Origin of the sequence: Oceanobacter kriegii DSM 6294, assembly GCF_000422845.1 — a bacterium.
GTDB lineage: Bacteria > Pseudomonadota > Gammaproteobacteria > Pseudomonadales > Oceanobacteraceae > Oceanobacter > Oceanobacter kriegii.
In genome coordinates this window covers 98,735-114,674 of the sequence record NZ_AUGV01000008.1, presented here as the reverse complement: position 1 = coordinate 114,674, position 15,940 = coordinate 98,735, and the positions used below count along the sequence as shown (strand labels likewise).

The following is a 15,940-nucleotide window of genomic DNA, read 5'->3' as shown; positions in this document are numbered from 1 at the left end:
TACACTCGCTCTAGTGTTTCCTCATAAGAAATTTTCTGTCGCGAAAATAGAACGAGGAGACACTTATGACCCAGCGCGTAGCCATCATTGGCGCAGGCCCAAGCGGCCTGGCCCAACTGCGAGCCTTCCAGTCAGCCCAGGCCAAAGGGGCGGATATTCCTGAACTCGTATGCTTTGAAAAACAAGCCGACTGGGGCGGCCAGTGGAACTACACCTGGCGCACCGGCCTCGATGAAAACGGCGAACCGGTACACAGCTCCATGTATCGCTACCTGTGGTCCAACGGCCCGAAAGAAGCACTGGAATTTGCCGACTACAGCTTCGATGAACATTTTGGCAAGCCCATCGCGTCCTACCCGCCACGGGAAGTGCTGTGGGATTACATCAAGGGCCGTGTGGATAAAGCCGACGTACGCAAGTACATCCGTTTCAATACTGCTGTTCGTAACGTCGAATTCGACGAAGCCAGCAGCAAATTTACCGTCAGCGTTCACGATCACAACGAAGACAAGGTCTACTCCGAAGAGTTTGACTTCGTGGTGGTCGCCAGCGGCCATTTCTCGACCCCTAACGTGCCGCAATATCCGGGTTTCGAAAGCTTTGGCGGCCGCATTCTGCACGCCCACGATTTCCGTGACGCGCTGGAATTCAAGGGCAAAAACGTACTGGTGGTTGGCTCCAGCTACTCGGCCGAAGACATCGGTTCCCAGTGCTACAAATACGGCGCCAAAACCGTCACCTCCTGCTACCGCAGCGCACCGATGGGCTACAAGTGGCCAGACAACTGGGAAGAAAAGCCGGCCATGACCCACGTCGATGTGGATAACGTCTACTTCGTTGACGGCAGCAGCAAACAAATCGATGCCATTATTCTGTGCACCGGCTACATCCACCACTTCCCGTTCCTGCCGGAATCCCTGCGCCTGAAAACCGACAACCGCCTGTGGGTAATGAACCTCTACAAAGGCGTGGTGTGGGAAGACAACCCCAAACTGCTGTACATCGGCATGCAGGACCAGTGGTACAGCTTCAACATGTTTGATGCCCAGGCCTGGTTCGCCCGTGACGTCATCATGGAGCGCATCGAGCTGCCAGATCCTGCAGGCATGAAAGAACACAGCCAGATGTGGCGCGACAACGAACTGAAAATCGCCAACGACAAGGAAGCCTACGAATACCAGGGCTCCTACATTCAGGATCTGATCGACGACACCGACTATCCGAACTTCGATATTCCGGCGGTCAACGAAACCTTCCTCAAATGGAAGAAGCACAAGAAGGAGAACATCATGACCTTCCGTGACTACTCCTTCCCTTCCGTCATGACCGGCACGCCGTCGCCAGCCCACCACACCCCGTGGCTGTATGCGTTGGACGATTCGTTGGAAGCCTATTTGGCCGACGAGCCCAAGCCGGAAGAAATTCAGAAAGCGGCGGGGGAATAAAACGGTCTGGAGCCAGGGGTCTGGAGTCTGGCGCTCCCGGCCTGCCTGGCGCCAACACCCGAGCCTACACGGCCCACCCGACACCCGACACCCGACACCTAGCGAGTATCTTTATGACCATCACCAAAATCCCTGCCCCGTCCGTCGACGTTATCACCGACGACCTTGCTGGCTGGACCAAAGTGGAAGGCGAGCCTTCCATGAAAACCTGGATTGAATACACCTCACCGGACGAAACCATGATCGCCGGTTGGTGGGAAGCCACGCCCGGTACCTATTACGCCGAATACTCCGGATGGGAGTTCGTACACCTGATAGAAGGCAAGGCTGAAATCACTCCGGACGGCGGCGATACCGTCACCGTAGGCCCCGGCGATGCCTTTGTATTCGAGGCTGACTTCAAAGGCCATTGGAAAATCATCGAGCCGATAAAGAAACACTTCACCATCAAGCTGAAGTAAGCCCGCCCTGCACTGCTGTTCGCACAGGTCGATCAGCCTGCGCCATCCGACGCTCCGAACGGTCGGATGGCGCTCGTTTATCCAGACAACATGAAGCCATCCAGCAAACCACCATCAACCCGAAAACCATGATCAGCCCGAAAAACAAAGGTGTGGCTTTAAAAGACACTGACGCAAAAGGGTGCCCGGTTGAACGGGCCATGCACCAGCAGAACGCACGTTTTTGACCAATGGATCAATGTATCCCGGACGCAGCTGTGCTGAACTGCTTGCCGAATCACCGAAATACGCTCGAATCTCATAAAAACCTGACTCAGAAAACCACTTGGTCAGCATTTTGCTTAGATGGTTAACCGAAATACTGTCCAAACGGTCAAATTAATAATATCGGCTGACGCACCCAATAATCCCTCGCGCCCGCCCAAACAAGGAGAGACGGATGAAACGACGTCAATTTCACAAACTGATGACTGGCCTTGCGGCCGGTGCCCTGACAGCAGCCCTGTCCATTCCAGCCTTCGCCGCCGAGCCACTGAAAGTTGGCTTTGTGTACGTCGGCCCGATTGGTGACCACGGCTGGTCCTACCAACACGATCAGGGTCGTTTGTCCGTCGAAAAGCACTTCGGTGACAAGGTAAAAACCACCTACGTTGAAAACGTCGCCGAAGGTGCCGACGCCGAACGTGTGATTCGCAACCTGGCCAAAGCCGGTAACGACATCATTTTCACCACCTCCTTTGGCTTTATGAACCCGACCCTCAAGGTCGCCAAGCAGTTCAAGAAAACCAAATTCGAACACGCCACCGGTTACAAGCTGGCCAAGAACATGGGTACTTACGTATCCAAAACCTTTGAAGGCCGTTACGTCGCGGGTTACGTTGCTTCCCAGGTAACCAAATCCAACAAAATCGGCTACATCGCCTCCTTCCCGATTCCGGAAGTTATCCGCGACATCAACGCCGTACAGCTGGCCCTGAACGAATACAACCCGGACGCCGAACTGAAAATCATCTGGGTAAACAGCTGGTTCGATCCAGGTAAGGAAGCCGACGCCGCCAACGCCATGATGGACCAGGGTGTCGACGTCATCCTGCAACACACCGACTCCCCGGCCGCTATGCAAGCCGCTGAACGCCGTGGCAAATTCGCCGTGGGTCAGGCATCCGACATGTCCGCCTTCGGTCCAAACGCCCACCTGCTGTCCGTGGTTGACGAATGGGGCCCACACTACATCCACCAGGTACAGGCCGTTATGGACGGCACCTGGGAATCCAAGCCCATGGTTGAAGGCATGAAAGAAGGTGCCATCGTGATTCCGGGCTTCAACAAATCCATCCCGGCCGACGTCGTGACCCACGCCGAAGAACTGATTGAAGGCATCAAGGACGGCAGCGTTTACCCGTTCACCGGCCCGCTGAAGGATCAGCAAGGCACCGTCCGAGTACCGGCTGGCAGCGCCATGACCTTCGCCGACCTTGAAAAAATGGACTGGTACGTCGAAGGCATCGACGCCAAACTGCCGAAGTAATTTGCGATACCCGATCAGGGGCGTAAAACGCGCCCCTGATCGAACAAAGGTTGCCGCCGGGAACGGGTTCCCCGGCGCAGCTCTTTGTCCTGACGAAAAGCAGGACAGCTTCCATTGGACTCAACCAACATGAACATCCCTCAGATCAACATCCCCCAAATTGACATAACCCCACTCTACAGCGGCAACACTGCCGATAAACTCGCCGTAGCCAACGCCATCGACAAAGCCTGTCAGGAAAGCGGTTTCTTCTACATCACCGGCCACCCCATCAGCCGTGAACGCATGAGCGAAATGCGCCAGCTGGCGGAAGACTTCTTCGCCCTGCCGATGAGCGAAAAGCAGAAAATTCCCATCACCCAGTCCGACAACCACCGTGGCTATGGCGAAACCGCAGCCGAACAGCTCGACCCAACGGCCCCGAGCGACTGGAAAGAATCCTTCGACATGGGCCTCAACCTGCCCAAGGGTCACGAACTGATTGGCCCCGAGCGACCACTGTACGGCCCTAACCAATACCCGGATGCCATCGCCGACTTCCAGCAAAAAATGGAAACCCACTATTGGGACATGCTGGCACTGGGCAAGAAGGTACTCAGCGCATTGGCGCTGGCTTTGAAGATTGACGAAGACTTCTTTGAAGACAAATTCGAACACCCGCTCAGCGTGCTGCGCTTCCTGCACTACCCGCCACGCGAGCCGCTACTCGACGCCGACGGCAACGCCGTGCCGCCAGTAGGCGCGGGCTCACATACCGACTACGGCTGCATCACCATTCTGTGGCAGGACGAAATCGGTGGCTTGCAGGTACAGGACGTGAACGGCAACTGGGTCGACGCCCCACCGATTGAAGACAGCTTCGTGATCAACATTGGCAACATGATGGCGCGCTGGAGTAACGACCGTTATAAATCAACGCCACATAGGGTTTACAGCCCATCCGGCGCCGAACGCTATTCCATGCCGTTCTTTGTGGAACCGGACTTCGATACTGACGTCAGCTGTTTGCCAAACTGCTGCGCTGAAGGTGAAACACCTAAATACCAACCGATTTCAGCCGGTGACTGGATGATCTACTGCTTCAACAACACCTACGCCTACCGGCAGGAAGAAGAAGCGTGATACAAAACCCCGGATGGGCAGCTCTGCCCATCCGCATTGTAGGGGGTGCGCACTGCGCATCAGATATTTCGGAGGCAAGCCTCCTCCTACAACCTGGTACTTGGTCACCGAGGCTTATTGTAGGAGCGAATTTATTCGCGAAACCTGGCTGCAGGGTGCGCACTGCGCACCACCCGGTCAATCACGCCGCTCAGGCAATCTCCCCACGCACGCCATCAAAATAGAACAGATCGCAATTCTTCTCGCCCGGATTGGCCGCTGGCGCACCGCGGTCAACAATCAAAAACTCCTGATTCTCATGTTCTACCAGCAACGGAAAATGCCACACACCCCTGGCAAAATTCACACCCTGAAGACCGTTAGTCCGAAACAGTGTCAGGTTATCCTGCGAAGGCTGTTCACCTGCCGGAGCCACCAGCACCAGAAACGGCTGTGACGACAACGGAATAAACGCCTGACTCGACAACGGATGGCGCTCCATCATTTCCACCTGAATCGGCCTTGGCCGTGGGCGCGCCCTGAAAATACTGATCAGCACCTTGCCATCGGCCTCGGTCAAATCGACATCCGCGAGGTTATGAAAGCGTTCGGCATAGCCATCGTTAATGGTGAAGTGGTCACGCCCCTCGGTTTCAATCACATCCCCGAACGGCACAAACGCCTCACGGGTCAGCGGCTGTGGCGTGAGCTGAAAAGCGGCCTGCGGCAAAGTGGATTCGCTGTCCATTCAGGATTCTCTCTCTGTGATTACCGGTAAAAGCTGGCTGAAAACGGGCACTAAAAAACAGCCTGTGTGAAACGCCATCCTAGCGCTAAAACTTGGCCATTTTGACCGTAAATGCACACTTTGACCACTCGGTCAGGAAAATCCATTGTCGGGCCAGAAATAAACGACTAATCTGGCCCAATCAAAGCACAAGCGCGTCAACAAACCGCTTCCTTGTACCTTGCGCTGATCCCCGTCGGCGATTGCCAGGAACGGCCAACTCCCCGGAGACACCATGTCCATTGAACACCCTCAGTCCGCCGACTACCCGCGCGATCTGATTGGCTACGGCAGCGAGCCACCACACCCGCACTGGCCCGACGATGCCCGCATCGCCCTGTCGTTCGTACTCAACTACGAAGAAGGCGGCGAACGTTGCATCCTCCACGGCGACAAGGAATCCGAAGCCTTCCTGTCCGAGATGCCCGCCGCCCAGCCATTGGCCGATGTGCGCCACATGAGCATGGAATCCATCTACGAATACGGCAGCCGTTCCGGTGTCTGGCGCATTCTGAAACTGTTCAAAAAGCACAACATTCCGCTCACCATTTTTGCCGTCGCCATGGCCGCCCAACGCCACCCGGACGTGATCAAAGCGATGGTCGCCGACGGCCACGAAATCTGCAGCCACGGCTACCGCTGGATCGACTACCAGCACATGAGCATCGAGGAAGAAACCGAACACCTGATGAAAGCCATCGATATCCTCCGTGATATCACCGGCGAACGTCCGGCAGGCTGGTACACCGGCCGCACCGGCCCTAACACCCGTGACATTGTGATGGCCGAAGGCGGCTTTATGTACGACTCCGATGCCTACGACGACGACCTGCCCTACTGGGTCAAAGGGCCAGCAAAACCGCATCTGGTGATTCCCTACACCCTCGACAGCAACGACATGCGCTTCGCTACTCCGCAGGGCTTTAACTGCGGCGACCAGTTCTTCCAGTACCTCAAGGACAGCTTCGACGTACTGTACGAAGAAGGCGCCACCGCCCCGAAAATGCTGTCGATTGGCCTGCACTGCCGCCTGATCGGTCGTCCCGGTCGTCTGGCGGCCCTGAAACGCTTTATCGAATACGTCTCGATGCACGACAAGGTCTGGTTCTGTCGCCGCATCGACATCGCCCGCCACTGGCATATGCACCACTATCCGCAACCAGCCGGGAAATAAGGAATACCTGATGACCAAGCAATACAACGAAGAACAACTGAAGCAACTGGTAAACCTGGCTAACAGTCGTTTGGGCACCGAAGTGATCTACGTTACCGACGACTGGTTCGCCGAAGCCAACCGCATGCTGAGCCCGGACGAACCGGTGTGGAAAGAAGGCGTCTACGACGACAACGGCAAGTGGATGGACGGCTGGGAGTCGCGCCGCAAGCGCGAAGCCGGATACGACCATGCCGTCGTCAAACTCGGCGTCGCCGGTAACATCAAGGCGGTCGATATCGACACCCGTTACTTCACCGGTAACTACCCGCCATCGGCCTCACTGGAAGCCTGTTTTATTGAAAACGGTGATCCAACCTCTGAGACCGAATGGACCGAAATCCTGCCTGCGGTCAACCTGCAAGGAGACAGCCACCACATCCATTCGATTGTGGATAAATTCGCCGATCAGCCATGGACTCACCTGCGCCTGAACATCTTCCCCGACGGCGGCGTCGCTCGCTTAAGAGTGTACGGAGTGCCATTCAAGGACTGGAGCAACCAGTCAGCCGATCAACTGGTCGACCTTGCTGCGGCGCTGAACGGCGGCCGTGCACTGGCCTGCAATAACCAGCACTTCGGCCATATGAGCAACATCATCCAACCAGGCAAAGGCATCAACATGGGCGATGGCTGGGAAACCGCCCGCCGCCGCACACCGGGCAACGACTGGGTGATTCTGGCGCTGGGCCACGCGGGCAGCATTGAAGAAATCCTCATCGACACCCACCACTTCAAGGGCAACTACCCGGACAAGTGTTCGATTCAGGCCGCCTACGTGACCGGCGGCACCGACGACCAGATCGAAACCCAAAGCCTGTACTGGGAAGAACTGCTACCACCGCAAAAAATGCAGCCCAATCAGGAACACAACTACAAGGCCGAAGTAAAAAATCTGGGCCCTGTGACCCATGTGAAAATCAACGTCTTCCCGGATGGCGGTATTAGCCGCGTGCGGTTGATGGGGAAAGTCAGCGGCTAATAGAGAAAATCGTTCATTGAAAGCAAGCTGCCGCTTCTTTGTAGGAGGTAGCTTGCTGCCGATTGGGTGTGATGTATTACGCGTTCCGCTAATACATCCTACGATCCCAATTGAGACAACGTATCACCAAACGCAGGATTATACTGTTTAGCTTGCTCTATAGACGTGACATCAACCCAGACAGACTTAGCATGCTTTCTATCCTCGGCATCTAGTAGAACAATTTTTAGCTTAGTCTTTCCATCTTTAACTTTCGGAAAACACGCACCGTAGCTTTCAGCTTGTTCAAAATATACAAGCCCATTAATAGATTGTCCTTCTAATAAGTATGTGTTTCCTCCTAAACCAGTAACTGGGCTCTTTTGGAAAAGAAAAGGAAAAAATTTTACTTTGCCTTCACCAATCTGGCACTGAAAATCCTCAAGCACTGCTGTTTGATTCTTTAACCAAAACCATCCGACGGAGTACTTCAGCCAGTTCCAAGAGAACCGAACGGTACTCCAGTGGTATCCGACATGAGCATATTTTAACTGACTTGGAGCACTACCGACATTAGATATACCAAGGTAAAGAGATATGGCTGTTTTATGTTTTGGTAGCCCATTATGAAAGCCAGGAACCGTAGATGTAACCACCATCGTAGGCCCCAAAATAGTTGATATTTTAAATTTTGGTTTCTTCCTCAAAGCGCCAATTATTCCGCTTACCCAACCGATCAAAATAGTAACAATAAAAATTATTACCGACAGGACACCCTGATTATTATTCAACCAATCAAATATAAATTCATAATTATGCACTCCTCACCCCCAATGTTTCACATTAACTATTTTTGCTGATGCACCACTTGCTGCAACCCTTCCCCTTCCAACCTGAATGCCTTGGCAAAGCCAGTCACATAAGCACCGTGTTGTGGCGTCAGTTCGAACAAATGAAAATCCCCCAATCCGCGCAACACCTGCATGGTGTTGCCGAGTTGTTCTTCCATAGCATCCAGAATGACCTGGCCATCGTCTGACGCGCGGTCAATGACATCGGCGTTGGCAAATACCGTGGCGCGGGTGCGGGCGAAGATATTACGGGCCTGATCTTCCGGTTCGATCCAGAACAAACTGACGTTCGGGTTAGCCTTCAGATTTTGGGTATGGCTGGCCAGCTCGGACAGGAACACGTAGAAGCAGCCGTCCTGCTGGATAAAGGGCGCGTAGCTGGATTCCGGCTCGCCGTTGGCGTTCACCGTTGCCATCGTCAGGCTGTTAAAGCCGCCGATAAAGGCGTGAAAATCGTCGCGGATTTGCGCCAACTCTTCTGCTGTTGGTTGCGAAGGCTGTGGCTGAGTTGGCTCAACCGGTTTTTCGGTATTACTCATCGTTGAATCCTTTTCTTTGCGGGCCAGCGGCCCGCGCTTCCGGTCTGGTTTCGATGGAAATTATCCCCACATGACGATTACACCAACCCCAGGAGCACCACGCTCAAAAAGCATCTTACCTGCGTTGTCGGAACGGGCCCAACAAGCCATGTCATCCAACTTCCAGCTAGGCTACAATGAACAAATCAGGAGAGTAATTATGCAAAGACGATCCAAAGACAGCCGCCAGCCAGTAAACAAAGATGCTGTGCGTCGTTCTGTCGCCAGCTCTACGGCCATTGAAACTGGCGAAAGCAGTTTCAAAATTGAAAGTCGGCTGAAATCCGGCAAGCGCCGTTTTCCCGATCTGACTCTTGCCAGCTAAGCCTGACTAATCTGGCAGGCTATCCCGAATCAAACGCTCTATATGCTGGTAATCGCCAGTTACCCCGGCCTGAATTGACCTGAAATAGAAATCCTTATGGTCATCCCATAGCTGAAAGTCCATTGGCTCCAACCCAGCCTGAACCAGCTGCACATTCAGAAGCAAACGCGATAAACGACCGTTTCCCTCTCGAAATGGATGAATAAGAATAAACTCGACATGAGATCGAGCCAGGTATCCAACCAGACTGTCATCGTCCATTTGAAAAAGAGAACCAAAGTTTTGCAGATACTCTGATTCAAAGCCCTCACAAAGACGCTGCAGTTGGCCAGCCGCAGCAAAGTGAAAGTCTCCTTTGGACATGTTTACTGAACGAAGCTTGCCCGCCCACTCGTAAAGGTTGCCAAGCCATCGGCGATGCCATGTGCAAATATCGCTGAAGGTTAATTCATCAGGAACATCGTTGAGCACTCCAAAATACAGAGCTTCCAGCAACTCTGTTTCTGCAATATCAATATCTTCCTTGAGCGTAAGTCCCAGGCTGTTTTTCAGAACGCCGTCTTCACCATCAGGCTGTGCAGAGCCTTCGTCCGTGCTGATTTCGTACTTGGCCATATCAGTCACTCCTGATGAAATACGGCATGCGTTGCGGGCCAGCGGCCCGCGCTCCCAGGCTTAGATGGGCACAAGGCCATAGGATGGGCGCTCGCCGCCCATCAAAAAACACAGGTCAGCCTGCAAACCGGTCAGTTGCCCGAATCAGCTGGTCCAGAATCCCCGGTTCGCTCATGGCATGACCTGCGGCTTCGATGATGTGCAGCTCAGCATCCGGCCACGCATTGGCAAGGTTCCAGGCGTTTTTAAGCGGGCATGGCATATCAAAACGGCCGTGAACAATCACCGCCGGAATGCCGTGCAGCTTATGAACATCGCGCTGTAGCTGGTTGGGTTCGAGCCAACCGGCGTTAATAAAGAAGTGGTTTTCAATGCGGGCGAACGCCAGCGCAAACTGGTCGCCACCAAAGTCTTCAACCATGTCTGGGTTGGGCAGCAATGTCGATGTACCGCCTTCCCACTGGCTCCAGGCTTTGGCGCAGGCCAGCTTTTCAGCGTCATCGCTGCCAGTCAGGCGTTTGTGGTAAGCCAGCATCATATTGTCGCGCTCGGCTTCCGGAATCGGCGCAATAAAGTGCTGCCATTTTTCGGGATGCATTTCCGACACACCAAACTGGTAGTACCAGTCGAGTTCGGCCTGAGTCAGGGTATAGATGCCGCGCAGTACCATCTCGGACACACATTCAGGATGCGTCTGGGCATAGGCCAGTGCCAGTGTAGAACCCCAGCTACCGCCGAACACCAGCCATTGGTCGATGCCGAATTTTTCGCGCAGGCGTTCAATATCTTCCACCAGATGCCAGGTGGTGTTGGCGTCCAGATTGGCATGAGGCGTCGAACGGCCACAGCCACGCTGGTCGAACAGCACAGCGTCGTATTTGGCCGGATCAAACACCCGACGATGGGATTCGTTGCAGCCACCACCCGGGCCACCGTGCAGGAACACCGCCGGTTTTGCACCCGGTGTGCCCACCCGCTCCCAGTAGATGGTGTGGCCATCGCCGACGTCCAGCATACCGGAGTCATAAGGTTCGATTTCAGGGTAAAGGGTGCGCAGTTCGGTGCTCATGGTGTTTCCTTCACAAAGGCCGTTCAGTTGGCTGGTATGGCTCAGATTATCACCATGACGCGCGGTTTCGCACTGATGGAATACAAGCCCACTTTCTGTGCGGTTTTAACCCATCGGCTGCTTTTCTGTGCGTATCTGTGCGTATAAGCGCAGCACCAAGGGCATCGCCTTTATCGCTTCGCCGTGTATTGAGCCCACTTTCTTTCGGGTGTCGAACATGACGCTTACCCTGTGGAAATATAAACCAATGATTTTTATAGGGTTTTTATTAACTAACAGGCAGCGCCCAACAATCCCGACAGTTTCTTGACCCACACCCTGACCACTTGGCCAACTTTTTGCTCTTTATTCTGCCATCTGACCATTTGGTCAACCGTTCTACCCCATTAACTACGATTACTTAACAAGCGACCCAACCCCTCAGGCGCACGGATGCTGTCCCGAACCTGACACAGGGCCTGACTTCAGGGAGAGTCCCATGGCAGAACAACAACCCTCCGAGCTGCTATACCCGCTCGACGCCAAACCCGGCGCGATGGAATCCACTTTCGCCGCCATCCAGCACGTACTCGCCAGTTTTGTTGGCATCATTACCCCAACCCTGATCGTCGGTGGCGTGCTGGGTCTGGGTGAACATATTCCTTACCTGATCAGCATGGCGCTGATGGTGTCTGGCGTGGCGACCTTTCTGCAAGCCCGCCGTCCACTGGGCATTGGCACCGGCATGATCTGTGTGCAGGGCACCAGCTTTGCGTTCCTGAGTTCAGTACTGGCCGCAGGCTTTATCGCCAAGGGCCAGGGTGGCGGGCCGGAAGAAATTCTGTCGCTGATTTTCGGCGTCTGTTTTCTGGGGGCGTTCGTTGAGATTTTCCTCAGCCAGTTCCTGCACAAGCTGAAAGCCGTCATCACCCCACTGGTGACTGGAATTGTGATTACCATCATTGGTGTCAGTCTGATCAAGGTCGGCATGACCGACCTGGCGGGTGGCTTCAAGGCACCAGACTTCGGTGCACCGGGTAATCTGGCCTTGGGAGGACTGGTGCTGGTCAGCATCATTGTGATGAACCGCTCGTCCAATAGCTGGATTCGTCTGTCATCGATCGTTTTGGGCCTGTTGATTGGCTTTGTGGTTGCCGCCTTTATGGGCAAAATCAGCTTCGCCAATCTGGCGACTCTACCAGTCGTTAGTATTCCAGTACCGTTCAAGTACGGTTTCTCGTTCGACTGGGCAGCCTTCCTGCCAATTGCGCTGATTTACCTGATCACCGCCATTGAATCCACCGGCGACATTACCGCCAACTGCATTGTTTCCCGTCAGCCCATTAAGGGCGAAGGCTACCTGCAACGGGTCAAAGGCGGCGTGCTGGCCGATGGTCTGAACTCACTGCTGGCGGCATTTTTCAACAGCATGCCAAACACCACCTTCAGTCAGAACAACGGCGTTATTCAACTAACAGGCGTTGCAAGCCGCCATGTGGGTTATTACATCGCTGCGATTTTGTTTGTGTTGGGCATGTTCCCGATCATTGGTGGTGTGCTGCAAAACATTCCCAAGCCGGTACTGGGCGGAGCCACACTGGTGATGTTCGGCACGGTTGCGGCGGCGGGCATCAAGATTCTGGCAACCGAGCAACTGGATCGTCGCAAAATGCTGATTATGGCGGTGTCTTTCGGTATGGGGCTGGGTGCCATGATGGTGCCGGACATGCTGTCGCAAATGCCCAAACTGGTGCAAAGCATCTTTGGTTCCGCCATCACCACCGGAGGTCTGTCGGCCATTCTTCTGAGCGTGCTACTGCCTGAAGAAAAGCCACTGGCCACTCCCGCAGAGCCCACTGCGCATGAAGAAACCCGTAACTCCATTACCGCTTGAGCAGGGATAGCCCGGCCTTGCGCTCTGTAGTTTCTGCACCACCTTCATCACTTGCCGCCCGGATGACTCCCGGCGGCTTTTTTGCTGGTGGCTTTTTCTCGGCGGCTTTATTGCCTTCTTGTCTTTCGTTTTGCCACCACCTTGTCCTTTGCCTTCCAGACCGCTTTTGCCAACAGCGAAGCAATTATTTCCAAAACATTCGCAGTGTTTCCTTTTGCTCAGCAACGCTTTTGGCCTCCCAAGGTGCGAATGTGCCGTTATAATGCCCCCTCACAGGAATGATCAGAGATGCCCATGACGTTAAACGTTGCCTCCCACCGCAGTGAAAAGCCCGCCGGCGATATCCGTCAGCGTAACGAAAAGGTGATCATCGCGGCAGCAGAACAGGAATTCGCGGCTTTTGGTTTCAAGGGCGCCAGCATGCGTGAAATTGCCAAGCGGGCCGACCTGCCCAAGGCCAATATTCACTACTACTTCAAGAACAAGCTAGGCCTGTACCTGGCCGTATTAAGCGACATCATTGACCTGTGGGACGGCTCGCTGACCCGCATGACCGCCGATGACGATCCCGCCGAGGTACTGGCGGAATACCTGCAACAGAAAATCGAATTCTCCTGGAAGCACCCGGTCGCCTCGCGCATTTTCGCCAGCGAAATCATCAGCGGCGGCCCGAACCTGGAAGGCTATTTCAACGAAGGCTACGTGGAATGGTTCAACGGCCGAGTGGCCGTCTTCAAGGAATGGCAGGAACGCGGCAAGATGGACAAGGAAATCACCGCCGAACACCTGATCTTCCTGCTGTGGTCATCGACCCAGCACTACGCCGACTTCAAATTCCAGATTGTTTCAGCGCTGAACAAGGAAGAGCTGGTCGAGGAAGACTACAGCGCAGCCGCCCGCTCGCTGACGCACATCATCCTGAAGGGATGTGGGGTTAGGTAAGGCCGTTATCACGCTCATTACGCTGGTGTCGGATGGCGGCCCGCTTCGCGGCCTTATCCGACCTACAAGGTTTGGTTAGAGAAAACCCCGGCAGCAAGCTGCCTCCTACACTACTGCAAACATTACCCGAACATAGGATGGTGCGCTTGCGCCCATCAACGACGCCAAAACCGAATCAGCCTGATTCTGACAAGTAACGGCACCACTGCTGTCTACTTGTTATACAGCCCACCTGATACCATAATCTACATAGATTTTGGTATTGGAGTCAGCCTTATGGCCAAAAACACCAGCATTAGCCTGGGTGAACACTTTGAAGGCTTTATTGCCAAGCAGGTTGAAAGCGGCCGCTACGGTTCCGCCAGCGAGGTAATTCGCTCGGCACTGCGCTTGTTGGAAAGCGAACAGACCAAGCTGGATACCTTACGCAAAGCACTCGATGAAGGTGAAGCCAGCGGCATTGCTGAATACAGCCTTGAATCGGTGATCAAGGAGTTGGATAGCAGCTCCTGATCATTAAAAGCAGCTGCTGGAAATGGAGAGGCAAAGGAATGTCGACGTTCAAGCTAACGAACAGCGCCAGGCAAGATCTGATTGGCATTGCCAGACACACCGAAAAGCATTGGGGAAAAACGCAGCGGAACCGTTATTTGCAGCAGTTAGACCGTGCTTTTCAGCAATTGGCTAGCCACCCGGATTCGGGTATCCGCTGTGACGAAATAAAACCTGGCTACCGAAAAATGCGTCACGACAGCCATGTGATTTTCTATAAAAACACCTTACCCAACGAAATCCTGATTGTACGTATATTGCACAAGCGAATGGATGTGGGCCACTGGCTGGATTAAGGAAATCGGCAGCAAGCTACCTCCCACACCAATCCGCAGACATTACCTGAGCATAGGATGGTGCGCTTGCGCCCATCAACGACGCCTCGGCAGCAAGCTACCTCCCACATTTCGAGAACTTGAGCAGGTTACTGCTCCAGCCACCTGCCCAACACTTCCCGCTCTTCTTCCGTCATGCCGGTTTTGTTCATAAACGGCATGTCGTGGGTGTGAACCGCGCGGGCCAGGATTCGGTCTTTCATGGCTTTGATCTGGTCGAGGTTGTCGAACATGACGCCGCCTGGCGACACTTTGAAGATGTCGTCGGTCGGGGTGGCGCTATGGCACGCGGTGCAGTGCTGGCCAACGATGTTGAGGGCTTGTACGTCGGTCACTCTTGGCAATGCTGATGCCTGAGTACCCGCTTGCAGGTCAGCAGACTTACCTGACGACAGCACATTCGATGGCATGGCGATAAAGGCAATCGCAAAGAAGGCCACCAGCGCCGAGACAATGATCATCGGCTTCACTTTGCCGTGATGGCGCAGGTTGAAGAAGTGACGGGCCCAGGCACCGACCAATGCCAGTGCACCCAGAATCAGCCAGCCGTATTCGTGACCGTAGGTCATCGGGAAGTGGTTGCTGAGCATAATGAACAGCACCGGAATGGTGGCGTAGTTGTTGTGGGTGGAGCGCAGTTTGGCCTTGTTGCCATAGTACGGGTCGGGGGTTTCGCCCTTGGCGGCGGCTTCGACCATCACCCGCTGGGACGGCATGATGGTGTTGAATACGTTACCCGCCATGCAAGTGCCGATCAGCGCACCGACATGAATGTAAGCCGCGCGGTCACCCAGCACCTGACTCAATGCCCAGGCCATAAAGGTCACCAGCGCCAGCATTACCAGGCCAAAGGCCAGATTGTGTTTGATCAGCGGTGTGCGGCAAGCACCTTCGTAGACGGCAAAGCCTGCCAGCAGCGAGCCCACACCAATACCAATAGCCTGCCAGCTGGTGAGGTCGGCCTTGGTGCTGTCGATCAGGTAGCTTTGGGCACCGACGTAAAACACCACAATCAGCAGAGCCATGCCGGTCAGCCAGGTGGAGTAGGCTTCCCACTTGAACCAGTGCAGGGTTTTTGGCAGTTGTTCCGGGGTGTTCTGGTATTTGGCAACTTCATAAAAGCCACCGCCGTGCACCGCCCACAGGTCGCCCTTGATGCCCTTGTCGATTTTCCACTGCGGTGGTTTTTCCAGCGAGTTATCCAGCCAGACAAAATAAAACGACGCACCGATCCAGGCGATGGCGGTGAGTACGTGCAAAAAACGGATCAGCAGGTGCAGCCAATCCACCAGGTAGGCTTCCAT

17 protein-coding genes are annotated in these 15,940 nt (G+C 54.4%); 11 read left to right on the top strand and 6 right to left on the bottom strand.

Annotation, left to right across the window (positions count from 1 at the left end; genetic code table 11):
- The first annotated feature begins 65 nt into the window (after positions 1-65).
- The 4 genes from G516_RS0106915 (at position 66) to G516_RS0106900 (ending at position 4,556) form a co-directional block, all read left to right on the top strand.
- Positions 66-1,445, top strand: coding sequence for a flavin-containing monooxygenase (locus G516_RS0106915; RefSeq protein ID WP_028293029.1), 1,380 nt, complete (start codon positions 66-68; stop codon positions 1,443-1,445).
- 113 nt (positions 1,446-1,558) lie between these two features.
- On the top strand, positions 1,559-1,906 hold the full coding sequence (locus tag G516_RS0106910; RefSeq protein WP_051219028.1) for a cupin domain-containing protein: 348 nt from the start codon (positions 1,559-1,561) through the stop codon (positions 1,904-1,906).
- 439 nt (positions 1,907-2,345) lie between these two features.
- The gene (locus G516_RS0106905) at positions 2,346-3,434 is read left to right on the top strand and encodes a BMP family ABC transporter substrate-binding protein (protein WP_028293027.1); all 1,089 of its coding nucleotides are present in this window, start codon (positions 2,346-2,348) and stop codon (positions 3,432-3,434) included.
- A gap of 129 nt (positions 3,435-3,563) precedes the next feature.
- Positions 3,564-4,556, top strand: coding sequence for an isopenicillin N synthase family dioxygenase (locus G516_RS0106900; RefSeq protein WP_036535060.1), 993 nt, complete (start codon positions 3,564-3,566; stop codon positions 4,554-4,556).
- A gap of 190 nt (positions 4,557-4,746) precedes the next feature.
- Here G516_RS0106900 and G516_RS21425 read toward each other — a convergent pair whose 3' ends face one another.
- Positions 4,747-5,283 (bottom strand): ureidoglycolate lyase, encoded by a 537-nt coding sequence (locus tag G516_RS21425; protein ID WP_084644920.1) that lies wholly within the window; start codon positions 5,281-5,283, stop codon positions 4,747-4,749.
- A gap of 274 nt (positions 5,284-5,557) precedes the next feature.
- On the opposite strand from G516_RS21425, the gene puuE reads away from it, so the two are divergent.
- A complete protein-coding gene (gene puuE, locus G516_RS0106890; RefSeq protein WP_028293025.1) occupies positions 5,558-6,496 on the top strand; it encodes an allantoinase PuuE in 939 nt (312 codons plus the stop codon).
- Between the two features lie 10 nt (positions 6,497-6,506).
- Positions 6,507-7,517: an allantoicase gene (gene alc / locus G516_RS0106885; protein WP_036535057.1), complete on the top strand. Its 1,011-nt coding sequence runs from the start codon at positions 6,507-6,509 to the stop codon at positions 7,515-7,517.
- Between the two features lie 98 nt (positions 7,518-7,615).
- On the opposite strand, the gene G516_RS0106880 is transcribed toward alc, so the two are convergent.
- Both G516_RS0106880 and G516_RS0106875 read right to left on the bottom strand, forming a co-directional pair.
- Complete coding sequence (locus G516_RS0106880; RefSeq protein ID WP_028293023.1) at positions 7,616-8,317, bottom strand: hypothetical protein; 702 nt, start codon at positions 8,315-8,317, stop codon at positions 7,616-7,618.
- A 26-nt stretch (positions 8,318-8,343) separates the two neighbouring features.
- Positions 8,344-8,886: a HugZ family pyridoxamine 5'-phosphate oxidase gene (locus G516_RS0106875; protein ID WP_084644919.1), complete on the bottom strand. Its 543-nt coding sequence runs from the start codon at positions 8,884-8,886 to the stop codon at positions 8,344-8,346.
- A 70-nt stretch (positions 8,887-8,956) separates the two neighbouring features.
- Between G516_RS0106875 and G516_RS24635 the strand changes: the two genes are divergently transcribed.
- Entirely contained in the window at positions 8,957-9,250 is a 294-nt protein-coding gene (locus tag G516_RS24635; protein ID WP_156878978.1) for a hypothetical protein, read from the top strand.
- A 6-nt stretch (positions 9,251-9,256) separates the two neighbouring features.
- On the opposite strand, the gene G516_RS0106865 is transcribed toward G516_RS24635, so the two are convergent.
- Both G516_RS0106865 and pip read right to left on the bottom strand, forming a co-directional pair.
- A complete protein-coding gene (locus G516_RS0106865) occupies positions 9,257-9,865 on the bottom strand; it encodes a Fic/DOC family protein (RefSeq protein ID WP_028293021.1) in 609 nt (202 codons plus the stop codon).
- A gap of 115 nt (positions 9,866-9,980) precedes the next feature.
- Positions 9,981-10,934 carry a prolyl aminopeptidase gene (pip, locus tag G516_RS0106860; RefSeq protein ID WP_028293020.1) on the bottom strand — a complete coding sequence of 318 codons (954 nt, stop codon included), beginning with the start codon at positions 10,932-10,934 and terminating at the stop codon, positions 9,981-9,983.
- A gap of 478 nt (positions 10,935-11,412) precedes the next feature.
- Here pip and G516_RS0106850 point away from each other — a divergent pair, with 478 nt between their 5' ends.
- The 4 genes from G516_RS0106850 to G516_RS0106835 all read left to right on the top strand — a co-directional run bounded on the left by G516_RS0106850 (position 11,413) and on the right by G516_RS0106835 (position 14,597).
- Complete coding sequence (locus tag G516_RS0106850) at positions 11,413-12,807, top strand: uracil-xanthine permease family protein (protein WP_028293019.1); 1,395 nt, start codon at positions 11,413-11,415, stop codon at positions 12,805-12,807.
- A 294-nt stretch (positions 12,808-13,101) separates the two neighbouring features.
- On the top strand, positions 13,102-13,749 hold the full coding sequence (locus G516_RS0106845; protein ID WP_028293018.1) for a TetR/AcrR family transcriptional regulator: 648 nt from the start codon (positions 13,102-13,104) through the stop codon (positions 13,747-13,749).
- 276 nt (positions 13,750-14,025) lie between these two features.
- On the top strand, positions 14,026-14,262 hold the full coding sequence (locus tag G516_RS0106840) for a type II toxin-antitoxin system ParD family antitoxin (protein ID WP_028293017.1): 237 nt from the start codon (positions 14,026-14,028) through the stop codon (positions 14,260-14,262).
- Positions 14,263-14,300: 38 nt separating this feature from the next.
- Positions 14,301-14,597, top strand: coding sequence for a type II toxin-antitoxin system RelE/ParE family toxin (locus tag G516_RS0106835; protein ID WP_028293016.1), 297 nt, complete (start codon positions 14,301-14,303; stop codon positions 14,595-14,597).
- 128 nt (positions 14,598-14,725) lie between these two features.
- On the opposite strand, the gene G516_RS0106830 is transcribed toward G516_RS0106835, so the two are convergent.
- A complete protein-coding gene (locus G516_RS0106830) occupies positions 14,726-15,940 on the bottom strand; it encodes a urate hydroxylase PuuD (RefSeq protein ID WP_028293015.1) in 1,215 nt (404 codons plus the stop codon).